This window comes from Glycomyces tritici, from assembly GCF_030403505.1.
The window spans coordinates 169,379-189,044 of the sequence record NZ_JAUEMJ010000003.1 but is presented as its reverse complement, the minus strand read 5'-3'; the positions used below and the strand labels follow the sequence as shown (position 1 = coordinate 189,044).

The 19,666-nt window shown below is 69.3% G+C and carries 17 protein-coding genes and 2 pseudogenes; 8 read left to right on the top strand and 11 right to left on the bottom strand.

Annotated features, from left to right (window positions below):
* Positions 1–897, top strand: a complete 897-nt coding sequence (locus tag QWI33_RS11370) for a serine hydrolase (protein WP_289957265.1) — start codon at positions 1–3, stop codon at positions 895–897.
* 136 nt (positions 898–1,033) lie between these two features.
* Entirely contained in the window at positions 1,034–1,912 is an 879-nt protein-coding gene (locus QWI33_RS11365; protein WP_289957264.1) for a serine hydrolase, read from the top strand.
* A gap of 70 nt (positions 1,913–1,982) precedes the next feature.
* Here QWI33_RS11365 and ahcY read toward each other — a convergent pair whose 3' ends face one another.
* Positions 1,983–3,431, bottom strand: a complete 1,449-nt coding sequence (gene ahcY, locus QWI33_RS11360) for an adenosylhomocysteinase (RefSeq protein ID WP_289957263.1) — start codon at positions 3,429–3,431, stop codon at positions 1,983–1,985.
* A gap of 339 nt (positions 3,432–3,770) precedes the next feature.
* Between ahcY and QWI33_RS11355 the strand changes: the two genes are divergently transcribed.
* Positions 3,771–4,802 (top strand): GNAT family N-acetyltransferase, encoded by a 1,032-nt coding sequence (locus tag QWI33_RS11355; protein ID WP_289957261.1) that lies wholly within the window; start codon positions 3,771–3,773, stop codon positions 4,800–4,802.
* Between the two features lie 89 nt (positions 4,803–4,891).
* On the opposite strand, the gene manA is transcribed toward QWI33_RS11355, so the two are convergent.
* The 5 genes from manA to QWI33_RS11330 all read right to left on the bottom strand — a co-directional run bounded on the left by manA (position 4,892) and on the right by QWI33_RS11330 (position 9,675).
* Complete coding sequence (gene manA / locus QWI33_RS11350) at positions 4,892–6,040, bottom strand: mannose-6-phosphate isomerase, class I (RefSeq protein ID WP_289957259.1); 1,149 nt, start codon at positions 6,038–6,040, stop codon at positions 4,892–4,894.
* 152 nt (positions 6,041–6,192) lie between these two features.
* The gene (locus QWI33_RS11345; protein WP_289957258.1) at positions 6,193–7,386 is read right to left on the bottom strand and encodes an SIS domain-containing protein; all 1,194 of its coding nucleotides are present in this window, start codon (positions 7,384–7,386) and stop codon (positions 6,193–6,195) included.
* Positions 7,387–7,569: 183 nt separating this feature from the next.
* Positions 7,570–7,743 (bottom strand): Trm112 family protein, encoded by a 174-nt coding sequence (locus tag QWI33_RS11340; protein WP_205326859.1) that lies wholly within the window; start codon positions 7,741–7,743, stop codon positions 7,570–7,572.
* A gap of 3 nt (positions 7,744–7,746) precedes the next feature.
* Positions 7,747–9,126 (bottom strand): phosphomannomutase/phosphoglucomutase, encoded by a 1,380-nt coding sequence (locus tag QWI33_RS11335; protein ID WP_289957255.1) that lies wholly within the window; start codon positions 9,124–9,126, stop codon positions 7,747–7,749.
* A 108-nt stretch (positions 9,127–9,234) separates the two neighbouring features.
* Positions 9,235–9,675: a DUF3499 domain-containing protein gene (locus QWI33_RS11330; RefSeq protein WP_289957253.1), complete on the bottom strand. Its 441-nt coding sequence runs from the start codon at positions 9,673–9,675 to the stop codon at positions 9,235–9,237.
* Between the two features lie 121 nt (positions 9,676–9,796).
* Here QWI33_RS11330 and QWI33_RS11325 point away from each other — a divergent pair, with 121 nt between their 5' ends.
* A complete protein-coding gene (locus QWI33_RS11325; RefSeq protein WP_289957251.1) occupies positions 9,797–10,228 on the top strand; it encodes a metallopeptidase family protein in 432 nt (143 codons plus the stop codon).
* 448 nt (positions 10,229–10,676) lie between these two features.
* On the opposite strand, the pseudogene QWI33_RS29350 reads toward QWI33_RS11325, so the two are convergent.
* From QWI33_RS29350 to QWI33_RS11310, 3 genes and pseudogenes are all read right to left on the bottom strand, one after another.
* A pseudogene (locus QWI33_RS29350) lies at positions 10,677–10,928 on the bottom strand (WhiB family transcriptional regulator); the annotation flags it as partial.
* A gap of 329 nt (positions 10,929–11,257) precedes the next feature.
* On the bottom strand, positions 11,258–11,779 hold the full coding sequence (locus QWI33_RS11315) for a hypothetical protein (protein ID WP_289957247.1): 522 nt from the start codon (positions 11,777–11,779) through the stop codon (positions 11,258–11,260).
* A gap of 8 nt (positions 11,780–11,787) precedes the next feature.
* Entirely contained in the window at positions 11,788–12,876 is a 1,089-nt protein-coding gene (locus QWI33_RS11310; RefSeq protein WP_289957245.1) for a mannose-1-phosphate guanylyltransferase, read from the bottom strand.
* Between the two features lie 190 nt (positions 12,877–13,066).
* Between QWI33_RS11310 and QWI33_RS11305 the strand changes: the two genes are divergently transcribed.
* Complete coding sequence (locus QWI33_RS11305) at positions 13,067–15,229, top strand: alpha-galactosidase (protein ID WP_289957242.1); 2,163 nt, start codon at positions 13,067–13,069, stop codon at positions 15,227–15,229.
* 175 nt (positions 15,230–15,404) lie between these two features.
* The gene (locus QWI33_RS11300) at positions 15,405–15,824 is read left to right on the top strand and encodes a hypothetical protein (protein WP_289957241.1); all 420 of its coding nucleotides are present in this window, start codon (positions 15,405–15,407) and stop codon (positions 15,822–15,824) included.
* A 56-nt stretch (positions 15,825–15,880) separates the two neighbouring features.
* Here QWI33_RS11300 and nucS read toward each other — a convergent pair whose 3' ends face one another.
* Entirely contained in the window at positions 15,881–16,546 is a 666-nt protein-coding gene (nucS, locus tag QWI33_RS11295; RefSeq protein ID WP_289957240.1) for an endonuclease NucS, read from the bottom strand.
* Positions 16,547–16,764: 218 nt separating this feature from the next.
* Between nucS and QWI33_RS29575 the strand changes: the two are divergent.
* A pseudogene (locus tag QWI33_RS29575) lies at positions 16,765–16,842 on the top strand (DUF3885 domain-containing protein); the annotation flags it as partial.
* 141 nt (positions 16,843–16,983) lie between these two features.
* Here QWI33_RS29575 and QWI33_RS11290 read toward each other — a convergent pair.
* Positions 16,984–18,531, bottom strand: a complete 1,548-nt coding sequence (locus QWI33_RS11290) for a hypothetical protein (RefSeq protein ID WP_289957238.1) — start codon at positions 18,529–18,531, stop codon at positions 16,984–16,986.
* A 545-nt stretch (positions 18,532–19,076) separates the two neighbouring features.
* Between QWI33_RS11290 and QWI33_RS11285 the strand changes: the two genes are divergently transcribed.
* Positions 19,077–19,613 (top strand): hypothetical protein, encoded by a 537-nt coding sequence (locus QWI33_RS11285; RefSeq protein WP_289957235.1) that lies wholly within the window; start codon positions 19,077–19,079, stop codon positions 19,611–19,613.
* The last annotated feature ends 53 nt before the right edge of the window (positions 19,614–19,666 follow it).

Below are 19,666 nucleotides of genomic sequence, written 5' to 3'. Positions count from 1 at the left end.
ATGATCCGCAAAAGCGAACCATTCTCTCGACGCCTCACCCCCACCCGCCGCAACCTGCTGCGGATCGGCGTGCCCGCCGCGGCCGTCCTCGTGGGCGGCGGCGCCGTAGCCACGGTCGCCGCGAACGCAGCGGAAGACGGGACCGGGATCTTCGGCCCGTCCCGCGAGGACCTCGAAGCCGACCTCAAGACCCGGATCGACGAGTACCTGGCGGGCACCGGCACCGCCGTCGAGGCCTCCGTCGCCGTCGAACGCGGCGAACTGCGCCTCGAATACAACGCCGAGCAGACCCACATCACCGCCTCCATCGTCAAAGTGGAGATCCTCGCGATGGTCCAGCAGTACTGGGGCTCGGTCGACGCCATCCCCGCCGACCAGCTCGAAGCACTGCAGCTCATGATCACCGAGTCCGACAACGACGCGGCGACCACCCTCTACAACTACCTCGGCGGCGCCCCGGCCCTCGCGGCCGCCCACGAGCGCTTCGGCCTCACGAACACCACAGTGGACTCGCAAGGGCGCTGGGGCGTCGGCTGGTCCAGCGCACCCGACCAGCTCAGGATCACCGACATCAACCTCTTCGCCGCCTCCGGCGTCCTCAACGAGGAGCAGGTCGACCTCGGCCGCGAGCTCATGGGCGCCGTGATCGAGGAGCAGGCCTGGGGCATCTCGGCCGCCGCCAGGGAAGGCGAGACGGTCTGGCTCAAGAACGGCTGGGACGTCGAATCGCAGCTCGACGGCCTCTGGGTCGTCAACTCCATCGGCGTCCTCGACGGCGAGGGCGACGCCCCGGTCAAGCTCGCCGTCCTCACCAGCGGCGCCGTCGACGACGTCGAGGGCATCCCGATCGTGGAGGAGATCGCCAAGATCGCCCGCGACGTCATCGAGATCGACTAGCCGTCACTCTGCGGCGCAAGCGAAGTCGACGGGCGCCCGGCCCCGGCCGGGCGCCCGTCGCGGTTCCCGGCCGCCGCGGACGCGGTGGGGGCCACCGGCCTCCACGGGTAGTGAGGCGGTTTCATACTCTTGCGCTATGACCCTTCACACCCCTGAACGACCGGCCTTCAAGCCCTCCCGCCGGCTCCTCCTCCGCGCCGGCATCCCGGCCGCCGTAGCCCTCGCGGGCGGCACCGCCCTGTACGGCGCGACCATCGCCGCCGCGCAGACCGGCCCCACCGACGCCGAACTCTCGGCCGAACTCGCCACCAAGGTCAAGGCCTACCTGGGCACCACGGGGACGGCGACCTACGCCTCCGTCGCGGTCTCGCGGGGCAACCGCCGTGCCGTCTACAACAAGAGCCGGGTCCACGACACCGCCTCCGTCGTCAAGATGGAGATCCTGCTGATGCTGCTGGAGAAGTACGGCACCGTCAGCGCGATTCCCGCCGAGAAGAAGGACTGGGCGCGGCTGATGATCACCCAGTCGCACAACGACTCCACCACGAAGCTGTACAACTTCCTGGGCGGCTGCGACGCGCTCGCCGCGGCCCACGTGCGCTACGGCCTCACGAGCACCAGAGCCTCCTCGGACTGCCGCTGGGGGCTGACCACCACCACCGTCACCGACCAGCTCAAGGTCGTGGACAACCTGCTCTACACCGGACGGCTCACCGCCGAGAAGGCGGACTACGCGCGGAGCCTCATGGGGAGTGTCATCGACTCCCAGGACTGGGGCGTCTCGGGCGCCGCGAACTCGAGCGACACGGTGTGGCTCAAGAACGGCTGGGACACCCGCACCTCGCTCGGCGGACTGTGGGTCGTGCACTCGGTCGGCGTCATCAACATCCCGAACAAGCGCCCCGTCAAGATGTCCATCATGACCAGCAAGGCCCCCAGCCAGAGCAAAGGCGTCGCGATCGTCGAGCAGATCGCCAAGATCGCCCGCCCGGTGATCATGAAGGCCGTGATCTGAGGCCTGGATCCGAGGCCGCGCGAAACGGCCCGGGCCGAAGGGCCCGGGCCGGAATCGTCGATCCTGTCGGCTAGTACCGGTAGTGGTCGGGCTTGTACGGGCCTTCGACCGGGACGCCGATGTAGTCGGCCTGCTTCTTCGAGAGGGTCGTCAGCTTGACGCCGAGCGCGTCGAGGTGCAGGCGCGCGACCTCCTCGTCGAGCTTCTTCGGCAGCGTGTAGACGCCGACCGGGTACTCGGCGAGGCGCGTGTGCAGCTCGATCTGGGCGAGCACCTGGTTCGTGAAGCTGTTGCTCATCACGAAGCTCGGGTGGCCGGTCGCGTTGCCCAGGTTGAGGAGGCGGCCCTCGCTGAGCACGATGATCGAGTGCCCGTCCGCGAACTGCCACTCGTGCACCTGCGGCTTGACCTCGAGCTTCTTGATCCCCGGCTCGGCGGCGAGGCCGGCCATGTCGATCTCGTTGTCGAAGTGGCCGATGTTGCCGACGATCGCCTGGTGCTTCATGCGGCGCATGTGGTCGATCGTGATGATGTCGCGGTTGCCGGTGGTGGTGACGAAGATGTCGGCGTACCCGACCGCGTCCTCGATCGTCAGCACCTCGTAGCCGTCCATCGCCGCCTGCAGCGCGCAGATCGGGTCGACCTCGGTGACGATGACGCGCGCGCCCTGCCCGCGCAGCGACTCCGCCGAGCCCTTGCCGACGTCGCCGTAGCCGCAGACCAGGGCGACCTTGCCGCCGATGAGCACGTCGGTGGCGCGGTTGATGCCGTCGACCAGCGAGTGGCGCACGCCGTACTTGTTGTCGAACTTCGACTTGGTCACCGAGTCGTTGACGTTGATCGCCGGGAACGGCAGGCGGCCTTCGCGCTCGAGCTCGTAGAGGCGGTGCACGCCCGTCGTGGTCTCCTCGGTGACGCCCTTGACCGCGGCGGACTTGCGGGAGTAGCGCTGGGGGTCCTCCTTGATGGAGCGGGCGAGCAGCGCCAGCACGACGCCCTCTTCCTCGCTCTCGGCGGTGGACAGGTCGGGCACGACCCCCTCGGCCTCGTACCGGGCGCCGTTGACCACGAGCATCGTGGCGTCGCCGCCGTCGTCGAGGATCAGGTTCGGCTCCTCGCCGCCCCAGTCGAGGGCGCGCTCGGTGCACCACCAGTACTCCTCGAGGGTCTCGCCCTTCCAGGCGAACACCGGGACGCCCTGCGGCGCTTCCACGGTGCCCGCGGGGCCGACCGCGATCGCGGCGGCGGCGTGGTCCTGAGTGGAGAAGATGTTGCACGAGGCCCAGCGGACCTCGGCGCCGAGCGCCGTGAGCGTCTCGATGAGGACGGCGGTCTGGATCGTCATGTGTAGGGACCCGGTGATGCGGGCACCCTCCAGCGGGCGGGACGCGCCGTAACGCTCGCGCAGGGCCATGAGGCCGGGCATCTCGTGTTCGGCCAGGCGGATCTCATGGCGGCCGAAGTCGGCCAGCTTGAGGTCGGCAACCTTGTAGTCGTCGGCACGCAGCGTGTTCGTCATGGCGGAAATGCTACGCGCCGCGCCTGGAAGACCTGAAGAACGCCACTGCGGCGGCTGCCTGGAGCACTGTCGGCCGGGCGCCGCGGAAAAAAAGTTTCCAGCAACGCGTGTTTCTGCTTGACACTGCGGAGGCTGTGGGTAATATTGCAGATACACAGCGTCACGGAGATGCGGGAGGGCCCACAGGGTCCGGAACCTTCACTGAGACGCCGGGGAATACCAAACCGGGGGGAGTGCCGGGCGGTCTGGGGTGGCCGCCCGGCACATTTTTCACCCAATTGGCAAGCGATATCATGAAATTCGTTTGCGAGCCGTCCCGATCTGCGGGAAGGTCAGTGCGTGAGCAACCCTGACCTTCGCATCGTCCCGATCGACCCGTTGAACCGCGACCTGGTCAACGGCTGGATCCGCGCCCAGCGCGCCGCCGTCGAACACGACCAGCCCGGCGAGCCCCTGCCGAGCCCCGCCTTCCAGCGCCTGCGGCTCCTGCTGTGGCCCGACTCGCTGAACGTCGAACGGTACGTGGCCGTCCAGGACGGCGAAGTCCTCGGCTCCCTCCAGTACTCGATGCCGAACCAGGACAACCAGCACCTCCTGGAGCTGGAACTCGACGTCCGCCCCGACCGCCGCCGCGAAGGCATCGGCACCGCGCTCCTGGAGTTCACCGAGCAGCGGGCCGCCGAGCTCGGCCGGGACACGATCCTCGCCTTCGCCGTCGACTCCCTCGACGACGGCCCGCGGTTCGACCACTCCGGCCAGCACTTCGCGAAGGCCCGCGGCTACAAGACCGTCGACCAGGAGATCCACCGCCGCAACGACCTCACCCTCGTCGGCGACGACGAACTCGGGAAGCTCTACGCCGACGCCTGGCAGAAGGCCGCCGGATACGAGCTGGTGCAGTGGACCGACCGCTGCCCCGACGAGGTCATCGACGACTACGCGGCGCTCAACGAGCGCATGTACACCGACCCGCCCATGGGCGAAGAGCTCGACATCCGGCCCGCGGTGTACGACGCCGCGCGCATCCGCAACCTCGAGTGGACGACCGCCGAACGCGGCCAGGCCCGGTTCATCACCGCCGTGGTCCACGTCGAATCCGGCGAGGTCGCCGGCATGTCGGGCCTCGGCACCGTCCCCGGCGAGGAGCTGCACGCCTGGCAGGAGGACACGATCGTCGAGGAGAAGCACCGCGGCCACCGCCTCGGCGTGATCCTCAAGATCGCCAACCAGCGGCTGCTGCGCAGGTACCGCCCGCAGATCCGCTACATCCACACGTGGAACGCCGAGGTCAACGACCACATGATCGCGATCAACGAGGCCATGGGCTACCGGGCCCTGTGCCGCGACCTGGACGTGCAGAAGAAGCTCTAGTACGCGAGATGCCCGCGTCATTCCGCGGCGCAGTGCGATGGGAACCGGCCCCGGCGGAGCACGCCGGGGCCGGTCTTTCGCTTCGGGGGTTACGCGCTGGCGATGAACAGCTCGCCGTTCCCGCTCGCGGTGACCGGTCCGGCCGTGCCCGGCGAGAACGCCGCGCGGCCGGGGGAGAGGGCCACCTCGCCCTGGTCGTCCGCGACCGTGACGCTGCCGCCCGTGCTCAGGCAGATCCGCGGGCCGTCGACCTCGATCCGGACCGGGTCGCCCGTGAGTTCGACGCGCCGCAGCGCGAAGTCCTCGATCGGGACCGGCCACGAGCGCACCGGACCGGCGTCCTCGGCGATCGCCCGGGGCTCGTCGATCGCGTTGAAGTCCAGCACCCGCAGCAGCTCGGGCACGTCCACGCGCTTGTTCGTGAGGCCGCCGCGCAGCACGTTGTCGCTCGCGGCCATGATCTCCACGCCGAACCCCTTGAGGTAGGCGTGCAGGTTCCCCGCGGGCATGTACACGGCCTCGCCCGGCTGGAGCGTGATGTGGTTGAGCAGCAGGCTGACCAGGACGCCGGGGTCGTCGGGGTAGGAGCGGGCCAGGTTCACAAGGTCGGCTGCGTCTGCGGTCGCCAGCTCGGCGGCGGCCTTCGCGGCGGCGTCGATGATGCCCCGGCACTCCTCGCGCCCGAGCCCCAGCAGGTCCGGGACGGCCCGGCGCAGGCCGGCCTTCGGGTCGCGCAGGGTCGCGCACAGCGCCGCGAGCTCGGGGACGCCGAGCGCCTCGATGTCCGCGGCGGCCGCGAGCGGGTCGCGGAAGCCGCACATCGCGCGGAACTCGGTGAGCGCCACCAGGAGTTCGGGCTTGTGGTTGTCGTCCACGTAGTTGCGGTAGGCCATGTCGATGCCGATGCGCATCTCGCGCTGGTGGCCCGAGTTGGCCTGGCGCAGGTTCGGGTGCGCCTGGAGCGACAGGGGCTTCCCGGCCGCGAGCAGCTTCAGCAGGAACGGCAGCTTCGGGCCGAAGCGGTCGAGCGCGCGCCGGCCGAGCATCTCGGCGGGCGCGGAGGCGATGGCGTCGTCCAGGGGGCGGCCGTCGTGGAGGGTCGAGGGGGCGCTGTGGTGGGCGCCGAGCCATTCCTCGGCTTCGGGGAGGTCGGCGGGCACCTCCCGGCCTTGCAACTGGGCGATGTCGACTTGCGATCCCCACGCGTAGTTGCGGATGACACCGTAGAGCCCCTGCACCGCCGCTCCTCACTGTTCGGGTTGAAGGCCTCAACTCTAACGGTTCGGCCCGCGCGGCCCGCCACCCCGGCCCGTCCGGGCACGGGACGCGGAAGGCCGCGGACGACGATGCCGTCCGCGGCCTTGCAAGCGTTGCAGCCCTTGCTGAACCGCTAATCCGATCCGAGGGTGGCGTCCTTCATCTCGGAGACGGCCGGGACGCGCATCGGGTCGAGGCCGTGGGCGAGCGCCAGGTACACCGACGCGAAGTCGGGGACGGCGATGAGGGAGGCGAGCCGCTCGAGCGAGCAGCCGCCCTCGGCGGGGAGCACGTCGCAGCGGACGCCGCGGCGGGAGGCCAGGTCGGCGACGGCTTCGGCCCGGCGCACGTCCGGCATGGGGCCGGTGTCGTCGCCGTCGAGGCCGTCGTCGCGCATGAGCACGATCCGCAGGCGGGTGAGCTCGGAGTCCTCGGGGTCGGCGAAGATGTCCGTCTGACCCTCGGCGAGCGAGCCGAACACGCCGTCGAGGAGGCCCACGCGACCGCGGCCGACCTCGCCGAGCTCACCGGAGACCACCGGGTAGCGGGAGTTCGCGGCGAGCATGTCGCCGAAGCGGCGGGCCGCGACGCCCGCGAGCGGGCTCGAACCCCACACCACGGGGATCGACCCGGCCAGGTTCATCGCCAGTTCCTTCGCCGGGTTCACGTACGCGTCGGCGTCGGGGCGGCAGCGCTCGGCGTCCTCGTCGAGGCGCCGCGCCGTCTCGGCGATGTCGGCCTCCACGAGGTTCACGAGCCCGAGTTCCCTGGCGGCCATGAGGACCGGGACGGTGAGCGCCCACAGGCTCAGGCGCGCGGGGGCGCGGCGCGGCACGGCCACGAACGAGGCGCGGGCGCGCTCGGCGAGGGCCTGCAGCTCCGAGTCGGGGGCGCCGATGGCGACCAGGCGCGCGCCGCGGCGGGCGGCGGCCTCGGCGGCGGCGAGCGCCTCCGGGCTGCGCCCTGAAGCCGAGACGGCGATGACCACGTCGGCCGCGCCGACCCAGCCGGGGACGCCGGCGGACCGGTGCCCCAGGATCGGCACGGGGCAGCGGGGGCCGGCCACGGTGGCGAGGATGTCGCCGGTGCGCGCGGCGGTGCCGACGCCCGCGACGACGACCGCCCGGGGGCGGCCCTCCTCGGCGAGCGCGGTGAGGCCGGCGTCGGCGGCGAGCGCGGCCGATTCGCGCAGCTGCGGCCCGGCCGAGGCGAGCGCCCACAGGGCGCCGCCGGGCCGGATCGACTCGCTCAGGTCGCCTTCGATACGTCGCTCGTCGGGGAGCCGGTCGCCGGTGATCCCGGCGAGGCCGTCGTCCTCAAGACCCATGCTGTACTCCTCCTTGGCCTGCGGCCCTGGGCGGTTCGCTTCGTTGCCGGACGGTACTCGGGTGCGGCGCGCACGTCTCGCCGCGGTACTCACGTGCGGTCTGCAGGCGCCGCCGCGGTGCTCGGGTGCGGCTCGCCGGCGTCGCCGCGGTGCTTCCGCACTGCCCCGGAAGGCGGGTGCGGGCTACTCCGGGCCGTCGAGGAGCATCACGGGGATGCCGTCCTCGACGCGGAAGACCTTGGCGCACTCCGAGCAGGTGAGCGCGTTCGCCTCGCGGTCGTACGAGAGCGGGGCGTGGTGGGGCTCAGGGCAGCGCAGCAGTTCGAGGAGCACTGGCTTGGGCGCGGTGGCGGGCATGGGCTAGTTCCTTACGGTGCGGAGGATGTCGTCCCGCAGCCGCTCCATGGACGCCTGGTCGGGGCCCTCGGCGTTGAGGCGCAGCAGCGGTTCGGTGTTGGACGGGCGCAGGTTGGCCCACGAGCCGTCTTCGAGCATGATCGTGAGGCCGTCCAGGCGGTCCGTCGTGACGCCTTCTCGCGCAGCGTACTGCGCGGCGACCTCTTCGATCTTCGCGTGCGGGTCGGCGACCTTCGAGTTGATCTCGCCGGAGGGCGTGTAGCGCACGAACTCGTTCGCGAGATCCGAGGCGCTGCGGTCGCCTTCGCCGACGGCGGCCAGGACGTGCAGCGCGGCGAGCATGCCCGTGTCGGCGAACCAGAAGTCCCGAAAGTAGTAGTGCCCGGAGTGCTCCCCGCCGAAGACCGCGTCCTCATCGGCCATGACGGCCTTGATGTAGGAGTGGCCGACGCGGGTGCGCAGCGGCCGGCCGCCGTGCTCGGCGATGATCTCGGGGACGGCCTTCGAGGTAATGAGGTTGTGGCAGACAGCGCTGCCGGGGTGCTTGGCCAGCTCGCGGGTGGCGATGAGCGCGGTGATCGCCGAGGGGGTGACGGGCTCGCCGTCAGCGTCCACGACGAAGCAACGGTCGGCGTCGCCGTCGAAGGCCAGGCCGAGGTCGGCGCCCACTTCCCGGACGCGGGCCTGGAGGTCGACGATGTTCGCCGGCTCCAGCGGGTTCGCCTCGTGGTTGGGGAAGGTGCCGTCGAGCTCGAAGTACAGCTCGTCGATCTCCAGCGGCAGCGCGGCGAGGAGCTGGTCGCCCAGGACGGCGGGGACGGTGTGGCCGCCCATGCCGTTGCCCGCGTCGACCACGATCTTGAGCGGGCGGATGCCCGAGAGGTCCACGAGCTCGCGCATGTACGCGGCGTAGGACGCGAGGAAGTCCTCGCGCGTGACCGTTCCGGGTGCGTCCGCCTCAGGTGCGGGCTCGCCGTCGAGGATCGCCTGGGCCTTGTCGCGGATGTCCGCCAGACCGGTGTCGAGGCCGATCGGGCGGGCCCCGGGGAGGCACATCTTCAGGCCGTTGTATTCGGCCGGGTTGTGGCTGGCGGTGAACATCGCGCCGGCGACATCGCGCTGGCCGGCGATGAAGTAGACCATGTCGGTCGAGCAGAGCCCGGCCTCGATGACGTCCGCGCCGGCCTTGGTCGCGCCGCGCGCGAAGGCTTCGGCGAAGCCGGGGCCGGAGTCGCGCATGTCGTGCCCGACAGCCCAGGTCCGCTCCCCGGTGACGGCCACTGCGGCCGCACCGATGGCTTCCATGACCTCGGGTGTGAGCTGCGAACCGACAAGTCCGCGCACGTCGTAGGCCTTTACGAAATCGCTGAGTCTGGGTGCCACTCAGTTGCCGCCTTTCCGGTGTTGCGGGTCCGGTGGGGAGACGCCCGGCGCTCGGCGAAGCTTGCGAGCCGAGATCGTGCACTGCGCAGAGGCCGCCCCGTGACGAGACTAGCGCTGTAGGTCCTCGTCTCCGGACACCACCCGGAGGTGACGCCTGGCACCGATCTGGGGCGCGGCGGGGCGGAGCCCTTGGCGCGGAGACGCATCCGTGTCGTCGTACCGGCTCCCGGACATCGGGGCCGGTTCGGCGCCCGGCGGCTCCAGCTCGTGCCTGTCGCCCACGGCGGCTTCCCGCACGGCGTTGGCCAGGGCGACCAGGTCGTCGTCGGTGGGCATGGGCACCGTGTAATCGCCTTGATGGCGGACCAGTTCCCAACCATGGGGCACGGTGAGGCGCCGGGCGTGCGCATCACACAGGTCATAGCTGTGGGGTTCCCGCGTCGTGGAGAGCGGGCCGACCACAGCCGTCGAATCCGAGTAGATATATGTCAAAGTGGCCACCGCAGGCTGGCGGCAGCCGTTCCGGGAGCAACGCCGATCCGACCTCACCCCACGAAACTACCACTCGCGGTGGCGAAGTCAGCGGCGCTGAACTGTGGTCCGATGCGGAATTGTCCGGATCGCGATCGCGGGGACCGAATTCGTCGGGCGCGAACGCTATGGTTTCCCCATGCGCAGAGATCGACACGGACGGGGGATGCGGGGGCCGCTGGCGCCCCGCGCCCTGCCGCTGCGTCGCACGCACGTCGAGCAGTTCGACGCGCTGGTGATGGATTCGGTGGTCGAGATCGAGCGCCGTCTGGCGGAGTCGCTGGGTTCGAAGTTCACGGATCTGCGGCACATCGAGTTCGCCGTCGACGAGGTGCCGCCGGAGTCGCAGCACTACGACGCGGACATCGTGGAGGACCGCGGGGTGCCGCTCTCGAAGCTGTACCCGGCGCAGCCGGGCACCGTGGCGGCCTCGCCGCGGATCGTGCTGTACCGCAGGCCGATCGAGCTGCGGGCCGAGGGCAAGGCGGAGATGGAGGGGCTGGTGCGGTCGGTGCTGGCCGAGCAGCTGGCGTCCCTGCTGAACCTGCCGCCCGAGGACCTGGAGTTCTGAGGCCGGCTCGCTTCTTGTTCGAAACGGTTCGTGTCGCACCCGGGACATAGAGTTAAACCAGGGGGCCCCTAAGGGACAAATCGGGAATATCCCGTTTCATGTTTCGCGGGGCACGGAGTGGGGACCGGTCTTGCAGCGGCGCAGGGGCGGGACATCGATGTCCCGCCCCCGCCGCTCGCTCGTAGGGATGTGCTTATGCGGCGACCGGAATGCGCTCCTGCACGACCGGTTCCTCCGCGAGTTCGCCGACCGGAGCGGGCATGCGGGCGCCGACCAGCTCCTCCAGCAGTCCCACCTGGGCGCCGATGCCGCCGCCGACCAGGACGGGCTCGGCGTGGCGCTGCTCTGCCGCGAAGACGACCTCTGACGCCAGCGCGGGGTTGATCATCGGGCTCGGGAAACACACCACCACCGGCAGGCGCTCGGTGCGCCGCCTTGCCGCTTCGCGCGCCTGGCGTTTGATCTTGCGGCGCTCCCGTTCGGAGAGCCCGCCCCAGATGCCGAAGCGCTCATCGTGGTCGAGTGCGTACTGCAGACAGTTCTCTTTGACCTCGCACCGCGCGCAGATGCGTTTCGCATCCCGCGTGGAGCCCCCTTTTTCGGGGAAGAACGCCTCCGGATCGGTCTGCGCGCACAATGCGCGAGCCTGCCACTCCGGAACGTTACCCAACAGGTCGGCCAAGTAGTCACGGCCGTCCATATGCGTCCGCCTCCTCGTTCGCGCACCGGCAGTGCCGGTGCTCCCCCCTTGCAATCACTTGCGCTGCACCGGGATGCGGATGGCGGGCTGGACGCGTCCCCTCCCCTGAAACGCGTACGGCCCTGCTGCGGACGAGCCGGTCGTCCGCTGGTGCCTGTCCTGCATGGTTGTGCTTCTTGGTGAAGCCCGGTGCCCGCGGGCGGCCTGTAGATGGGGCCGCACCGCCATTACTCGTCGCTATGGACGATGAGTGCTCATCGCTTTTCGGTCACGGTTCGATATCAGACGATAGCGCACAGTGAACTGAATGATGGAAGGACCCCTCAGACTCACGCTTGTGGGGGACTTAACTTGACAGGTTTCGGAGTGGAGGATCGCTCGCGAGTCCCGTTCCATCGCACCGCGACGAGGCCGATTCCGGCCAGCGTCAGCCACACCGCGTCGAGCAGCAGTCGCTCCACGGCGGCGCGGGTGTCGATGAAGACCTGTCCTTCCTCAACCAGTTGCCTGGCATCGTCGAATCCGTACCGGGCTGCCGACAGTGCCAGCAGTACACCGATAACGAGGTAGGCGACATAAACGAGACGGGTAAGGCGGACTGTCACCCGTCCGGGTCGCGTGTCGGGGGCGAGGAACGCCGCGAGCGCGGGCAGTGCGACCGGGAGGATCGAGAAGAGCGTGCCGCGGGCCTCGTCGTTGTAGCCGATCCCGGCGGCGCGGCGGAGGGTGTCGTCGCGGGGGTCGAGCCCGACCCCGAACAGCCATTGCGACAAGGCGACGGCGATGACGATGACCGCGAGGGCGAGGAGCAGGCCGGCGAGCACCGACCGTTGGCGTGACCCGAGCTTCATGGGCGCCATTAGACCAGATCGGTTCGGTTGGCCTGCTTGAGTTCCTCGACCAGGCCCTTGACCTCCTGAGCCCTGTCCCTGGGGCACACCAGGAGTGCGTCCGGCGTGTCGACGATGATGAGGTCGTCCACCCCGACGGTGGCGATGAGCCGCCCGGCGGCCGGCACGACCACGTTCCGCTTCGACTCGGTCAGGAAGGTCTGGGCGGAGCCGCGCGGCTCGACGACGACGTTGCCGACCTTGTCGTTGGCCTTGAGGACCTGGCCGAGGGTGTTGTAGTCGCCCACGTCGTGCCACTCGAAGTCGCCGGGGACGACGCCGACCTTGCCCGCGGCGGCCGCGGGCTCCATGACGGCGTAGTCGATCGAGATCTTCTCGAGGGTCGGCCACAGCCGCGCGAACAGGGCCTCGCGGTGGTTGGAGTCCCAGGCGGCGGCGAGGGTGCGCACCGCGTCGTGCAGCGCGGGCCGGTGGCGCTGGAGCTCGGCGAGGTAGGCGTCGACGCGCCACACGAACATGCCGGCGTTCCACAGGTAGTTCCCGGCCGAGACGTACTCGACCGCCGAGACCTGGTCGGGCTTCTCGACGAACGCGCCGAGCTGGTAGCCGGGGCCGACCGGGGGGCCGAGCCGCAGGTACCCGAAGCCGGTGTCGGGTCCCGTGGGGGTGATGCCGATGGTCATGAGCAGGCCCGTGGAGGCCAGTTCCATGGCCTTGGCGACGGTCTTGGCGAAGGCCTCGCCGTCGAGCACGAGGTGGTCGGCGGCGAAGGCGCCCATGATCGCGGCCGGGTCGCGCTCGGCGATGACGGCGGCGGCGAGGCTGATCGCTGCGGCAGAGTCGCGCGGCGAGGGCTCCACGAGGATGTTGTCGCCGGGGACCTCGGGCAGCTGGCGGGCCACGTCGACGGCGTGGGCCGCGCCCGTCACGACGTAGACGTGGTCGGGGTCGGAGAGCAGTCTCGCCCGTTCGACGGTCGATTGCAGCAACGACGAGTCCGTGCCCGTGAGAGGGAGCAGGAACTTGGGTCGTTGCGCGCGAGACAGGGGCCAGAGCCGAGTTCCGGAACCGCCTGCGGGGACCACCGCGTGAAGCATGCCAATAGTCTTGCATGCCGCTCCCACGTGCCCGTTCACCACCTGCGGCGGGCCCCTCGGAGTGACACGGCGGTTGCGGGGGCGTGAAGATCGGGGCAACTCGGGCCCGTCTTAAGGAATGAAACCGGTTTCTATACGGGGCGGTTCCCGGTGCAGACTGGAGCCGATCTCGATCTTGAGGAGCCTGCAAATGCCCATCCGCTTCGATGAAGCCGCCCTCACCTGGCACCTCGCCGGGCCCGGCCTCTCCTACGTCGTCGGCCTCCAAGGCGGCCTGCCCCGCCAGCTCCACTGGGGCCCCGCGATCCCGGACGAGGCCGTGGCCTCGCTCGCGGTCGAGTGGCGCGAGGCGTACTCGTGGGACGACCGGCTCCACACCGGCGCCGAACTCCTCGGCGAACTCGGACCGCAGTTCGCGACCCCGTCCCTGCAGCTGCGGCACCCCGACGGCGCCAAGGGCTTCGCCTGGAACTACGCCGACCACTCGATCGAGGGCGACCACCTGGCGATCCACTTCACCGACCGGACTCTGGCCCTCACCCTGCACTACCGGCTGTGGGACACCGGCGTGCTGGACCGCTGGGCCTCCCTCGAAGCCGCAGCCCCGGTCGAGCCCGACGCTGCTGCCTCGGTCGAATCGACCCGCTTCGACGGCGCTCCTTCGGTCGCGACCCGCTTGGACGCTGCTCCTTTGGTCGAATTGACCCGCTTCGACTCTGCTGCCTGGACCCTCCCGCACTGGGACGACTACCGGCTCTCCCACCTGAGCGGCGAATGGGCCGCAGAGTGGCAGCTGCGGCGCGTCCCCCTCCCCGTGGGCGAGACCGCGATCGGCTCGCGGCGCGGCGGCACCAGCCACCAGGCCAACCCCTGGGTCGCCCTCGACGACGGCACCGCCACCGAGACCGCCGGGACCGTCTACTCCACGAACCTCGCCTGGTCCGGCTCGTGGCGGGTCCTCCTGCGCCGCTCCGCCCAAGGGCGCGTGTCCATCACCGGCGGCGCCGGCCACGAGGGCCTGCGCTGGACCCTGCGGGACGGCGAGACCTGGACGACCCCCGTCGCCTCCGGCCTCTTCACCCCCGGCGGCTTCGGCGGCGCCTCGCGCGCCTGGCACGAGCACCTGCGACGCCACGTCATGCCCACCCCCGAAGAGGACGCGCCGGTCCTGTTCAACTCCTGGGAGGCCGTGTTCTTCGACGTGGCCGAGGAGAAGCAGCTGCCGCTCGTATCCCTGGCCGCGCGCATCGGCTGCGAGCAGTTCGTCGTCGACGACGGCTGGTTCGGCGCCCGCGTCACCGACCACGCCGGCCTCGGCGACTGGAGCCCCAACCCCGACCGGTTCCCCAAGGGCCTGGGGCCCCTCATCGACGCCGTGCACGCGACCGGCATGAAGTTCGGGATCTGGGTCGAACCGGAGATGTGCAATCCCGACTCCGACCTTTACCGCGCCCACCCCGACTGGGTCCTGCATCAGGCCGGGCGCGACCGCACCGAACTGCGCCAGCAGCTCGTCCTCGACTATGGCCGCCCCGAAGTCGCCGCCTGGGCCTTCGCCTGGCTCGACGAACTGCTGAGCGGCAACGACATCGACTACCTCAAGTGGGACCACAACCGGCCCTGGACCGAGGTCGGCCGTCCCGGCCACGCCGACCCCGACCGGGCCTGGTTCGAGCACGTCGAAGCCGTCTACGCACTCAAGGAGCGGCTGCGCGCCGAGCACCCGAACGTGCGCATCGAAGGCTGCGCGGGCGGCGGCGGCCGCGTCGACCCCGGCATGCTCCGCCACGTCGACCAGGTGTGGACCTCGGACAACACGGACGCCGGCGACCGCGTCGCCATCCAGTACGGCTTCAGCCAGGCCTACCCGACCCGCGCCATGGACACCTGGATCACCGACGAGCCCAGCGGCTTCAACCGGCGCACCACCTCGCTGCGGTTCCGCTTCCAGGTCGCCAGCGCGGGCGTGCTCGCCGTGGGCGGCAACCTGACCGAGTGGACGGAGGCCGAACTGGAGGAGGCCGCCGAGCATGTGGCGCACTACAAGCGGCTGCGGCCGGTCGTGCAGCATGGCGTGCAGCACCGGCTGGGCGACCCGGAGGCCTCTCCGGTCACCGGCGTACAGTACGTGCGCGGCGATCAGATCGCGGTGCTGGCGTTCAAGACCCCGTGGCATTGCAACCGGCCGCTGGCGCCGCTGCGGCCCGAGGGGATCGCGTCCGACTCGCGCTGGCTGGACGAGGACACGGGCGACCTCCACTGGGGAGCAACGCTGAACGTGCTCGGCCTGCCGCTGCGATGGGCCGGCGCCGATTGGGACTCGGCGATCCTGCGGTTGCGCAGGGTGGAATAGCGAACTCGCTCGGTGATGAACACTGTGGGTGGTTACCCTGGTCCTAATGGTGAAAGTACGGACTATTCCGGCTATTTACCCGATGGCCAGCGTTTTGCGCTTTGCGCCGCTGCCCTAGACTCCACGCTGTTCCGCCCGAACCTCCCAATCGATCGACCTCAATAGGAGAAATCTCGTGGCCTACCCGCCCGCCCCTGCCCCCATGCAGCAGCCCGCCCCCATCAAGCAGGGCAACGGCTTCGGCGTGACCGCCCTCGTGCTCGGCATCATCGGCCTCGTCCTGGGCCTGATCCCCGTCGTCAACGTCTTCACCGGCATCCCGCTCGGCGTGCTCGCCATCATCTTCGGCATCATCGCCCTCGCCAAGGCCGGCTCGCGCGGCGGCAAGGGCAAGGGCACCGGCGGCACCGGCCTGGTGCTCGGCATCCTCGCCATCGGCGCCGCCATCGTCATCAACTACGTCTTCGTCCAGGCGGCCGACGAGTACATCGACGAGGAGTGGAAGCAGGCCTGCGAGGACGCCGGTCTGACCGAGGAAGAGTGCGGCGACTACGAGGACTGGGAGTCCCAGCTCGAAAACCTCGAGACCCCCTAGTTCCGGCTGAATGTCGAAGGGCCGCAGCGATACCGCTGCGGCCCTTCGCCGTTCGTCTAGAACAGCCTCGGCTGGCTCTCGTCGACCGCCCCGCGCAGGTCGTCGTAGTCCAGGACCACGCAGCGGATGCCGCGGTCCTCGGCGAGGACCCGGGCCTGGGGTTTGATGGACTGGGCGGCGAAGACGCCGTCGACCGGGGCCAGGAGCGGGTCGCGGTTGAGCAGTTCGAGGTAGCGGGTCAGCTGCTCGACGCCGTCGATGCCCCCTTGCCGCTTGATCTCGACGGCGACGTGCTTCCCGTCGGAGTCGCGGCACATGAGGTCCACGGGCCCGATCGCGGTCGGGTACTCGCGGCGCACCAGCGACCAGCCCTTCCCGAGCGGCCCGGTGTCGGCGGCGAGCAGCTCCTGGAGGTGCGCCTCGACGCCGTCCTTCTGCAGCCCGGGGTCGACGCCGAGCTCGTGGCTCGAGTCGTGGAAGACCTCTTCGATGGTGATCTTCAGCTGGTCGCCGGTCTTCTTCGAGGTCACGGTCCACTCGGTGGCGCCTTCGACGACCGTGCACGGCGGCGTCATCCAGTTGAGGGGCTTGTACGACCCTCCGTCGGCGTGCACCAGCACGCTCCCGTCCGCCTTCCAAATGAGCAGACGAGTCGCCATGGGCAAATGGGCTGAAAGCCGCCCCGTGTAATCAACCTGGCACCGTGCCACCAACAAACGCATGCCGAAGACCCTACCTGTGCGGCCAGATGCGACTGGGCGTGCCGTGGCTAGCCTGAGACCTGTGCATGACGATTTCGAGGCGGTTTGGACACGGCGTTGGCCGATGATGCTACTCGGGCCAGAGTTCGGGAACACCTACGCGCACCTCTTCTTGAAACGATGTGAGTGGCGGAGGGGCTTGATCGACGAGGCGCTGCGCCGAGTCGCCAACTATCAGGATGTTGGGGGCGGTCACCGATTTGGAAGCGCGCTGGCTGTTCCACCCCTACGACGGCGGCATGGACGTCATCGCCCCGACAGCCGCGTGCCGGGGCACTCGCTCTGCCAAGATTCTCGCACCTCCTACCCGTGGCGCGTTAGCCCCATCCAAGGCGGGCTGCTTGGTGATCGGACCTTCGGGCCGCGGTCGGAGCGGCCCGAAGATGTTGGGTTCCAGGTCAGCGAGGCGGTGGCCACGGATATCCCAGCGCTTCCGCGTGCGCCTGAGAACCGCCGCAGACCTGCCCGGCCAATTTCGGGTCTGTGGTGCGGAGCCGCTCGAGGATCTCCTCGACTCGTGCCGCGATGGCGCCGTTATCGACAGTAATGGAGTCGAGGACCTTGACCGGGTACTTGAACTGAAGCCAGGGGCGGTCGGGATTGGGCGGTTCCGGGTGCCATAGATGCAACTGCAGGAGCGATCGGTCGGAGTTCCATGAGCCCACCCCACCGTTGCGGCAGTCCCAGCGGTCCAGGAGTGCGGGTTCGTCGCGCAGTCGCTGGTTGAGCAGCCGAGCTGCCTGCAGTGCAGGCCATTCCCACGAGCGGTCTTCTTCAGCGCGGGCCACCTCGGCGTCGTACTCGTCCGCGTTGAAGGTGAACGGCGTAGGTTCGGAGCGGCTGCGGGTCGCCTTCACCTCCCAGAGCACCTGGCCCGAGGCCTCGTCTCTGCGGATCTGCGCAGCCAAGACGCCGCAGCAGCCTTCCGTGCAGTCGGCTTCGGCGAGCCAGACCTCGTGTACTTCGGCCCGTGCCCGCAGGCCCTGCTTCCGATGAAGCAGACGCGACGGGCTGTCCGGCACGCCGAGGTCGAACAGGTTCGTGACCAGGGGGACGCCGTCCACGACAAGGTGCGTCCGTGGTGGCTGTCCCGTGGCGGGAGCTGGGACGGCGATGCGGATAGCCAGGCCAGGAGGGAAGTCGCCGTCCCCGTCGTCGGCCCGCTCGATGTATTGATGCAGCCAGATCGCTTCGCTGTCATGGGGATCGAGTGCCAGAGCCGCCGACACGAGTGCGCGACGCTCGGGGGCTTGCAGCGCGGCGAGGAGGTCGCGCGCGATGCTGGCGCGCAAACCTTGCTCGATCTCGAGGAAGGCGCTGTGCCCGTAGAGGAGGTCGTCGCGGACCTGCACGATTCCCGTGAGCCCGGACAGGCCCGGGCCGAACAGTTCCGGCCGCTTCGCGGCAAGGGCTAGAGGAACGGCGAACTGCTTGCCACCCTGCATCCATGTGGGGGTATGGCTTCGGTGGCTCATCATCCGGATGAGTTCGACTCGATCCGCGGCATTCAGCTCCGCAAGCAGCGGCTCGATGTCCTCGGCGGAGAGTGCTGCGAGTGCGTCGGTGTACGTGGTTTGGTCCGGAATCGAGGAACGTACGGCCAGCCAATGCAGGGAATGCCCCGGATTCGAGCAGGTCCTGAGCATTTTCGTTGCGGCATAGCCGTAATCGCCTTGAAGCAGGGCGATTTCGCGGATGAGCTCGATGTCCTCGTCCGAGACGACGGTGGTCAGCAGCTCGAGTCCGGTCATGATCTCGAGGATGGTGACACCCTGTCGCAGCAGGTGGAGCGCGATAATGCGGATCGTCTCCGGATCAAGCCCGAGATCGCCGTCGGCGTGCTCGAACCGCAGGCCCCAGTGGTACTGGATTCCGCGCATCTCTTCACAGAGCCGATCGAGATCCTCCGCGAATCCCGGCGCCGCAGCCTGGAGGATGCCTCGCACTACTGCGCGCCCTGCGCGGCGATCGCTGCGGCCGGCTATGAGAGCGTCCTTGCCGCGTACCAAGCGATCGGGTATGAGCTGGCGACTGCCGGGCCTCGGTCGCGCCGCATCGCTGCGGAGCGCCTTGATCGCACCGTCCGGGATGGGACTGTCGGGATGACGAAGCAGTAGTGCGCGAATGCACTGATGAAGGGGTACGAGCACTGGGTCGAGCGCACTGCGCTCGCCGGGCCCCGTCATGAACCTGAAGTGCTCGTTTCGTTGAACATCATGTCGACAATCTAGCCGTCCCCATCCGGATCACGCAACTAGGCATCGACGAACGCGAGATGAGATTCCGAGCGCCGCTGCCATGACACGGCCGTACTTGGTGGCGGGTAACGGCGTCCAGATCGCCTGCTGCTCAGGTGAAATCGAGCGATTCGATGCCCCAGAGGGATCCTTCCCCGTGGTGGCAGGGATTCTTCGAATAGCCGAGTTACGAGTGTCAGTACGTGGCGCTACGATCCTCGCGCCCCTACACCCCATAAAAGAAGACCCAGCTCATGACTCTCACAACCCCACCTCGCCCCTACGAGATCCTCACGCCGTTCCCGGAACTCGCTGCGTACGCCAAGTCCGCAGTGCGGCTCCATCCCCGGCCCGGAACTCCCTCCATCGACGAGAGCTCGGTCGGTGGTCCGCTGCTGTGGCCCGTCGACGAGCCGTGGCCGACATGCGAGCTCGAGCATGAGGACTGGGGCGACGAGCCCTTCGACTACGTACGCGCTGAGCGGGCGTTTCTGAGTGACCGTGACCGTCGCGAGGAGCTCGGGGAGAAGCTCGACTGGGCTGTCGAGCGCGAGCGCTTGCACCAACTGCGCCTGGAACATTCCAGTGACAACCATCCCGACTACGACGAAGGCGCGCCGCAGCCGCTTATCCCGGTCGCGCAGCTGTACATGACGTGCCCGGCCTGCCCTGGTCCGACCGGTACGACCTCCTGCAGGTCCTCTGGTGTCCACGCGACCACCCTGACGTGGACGTGCCATGCAACCCGGTCTTCCAGCTTCGCTGGCGCCGAACCGAGGAGGTTGCCGTGAGGCTAGCTGATCCGCCTCTCCCGGTGATCTGCAAAGGGGACTATGTGCCGAAC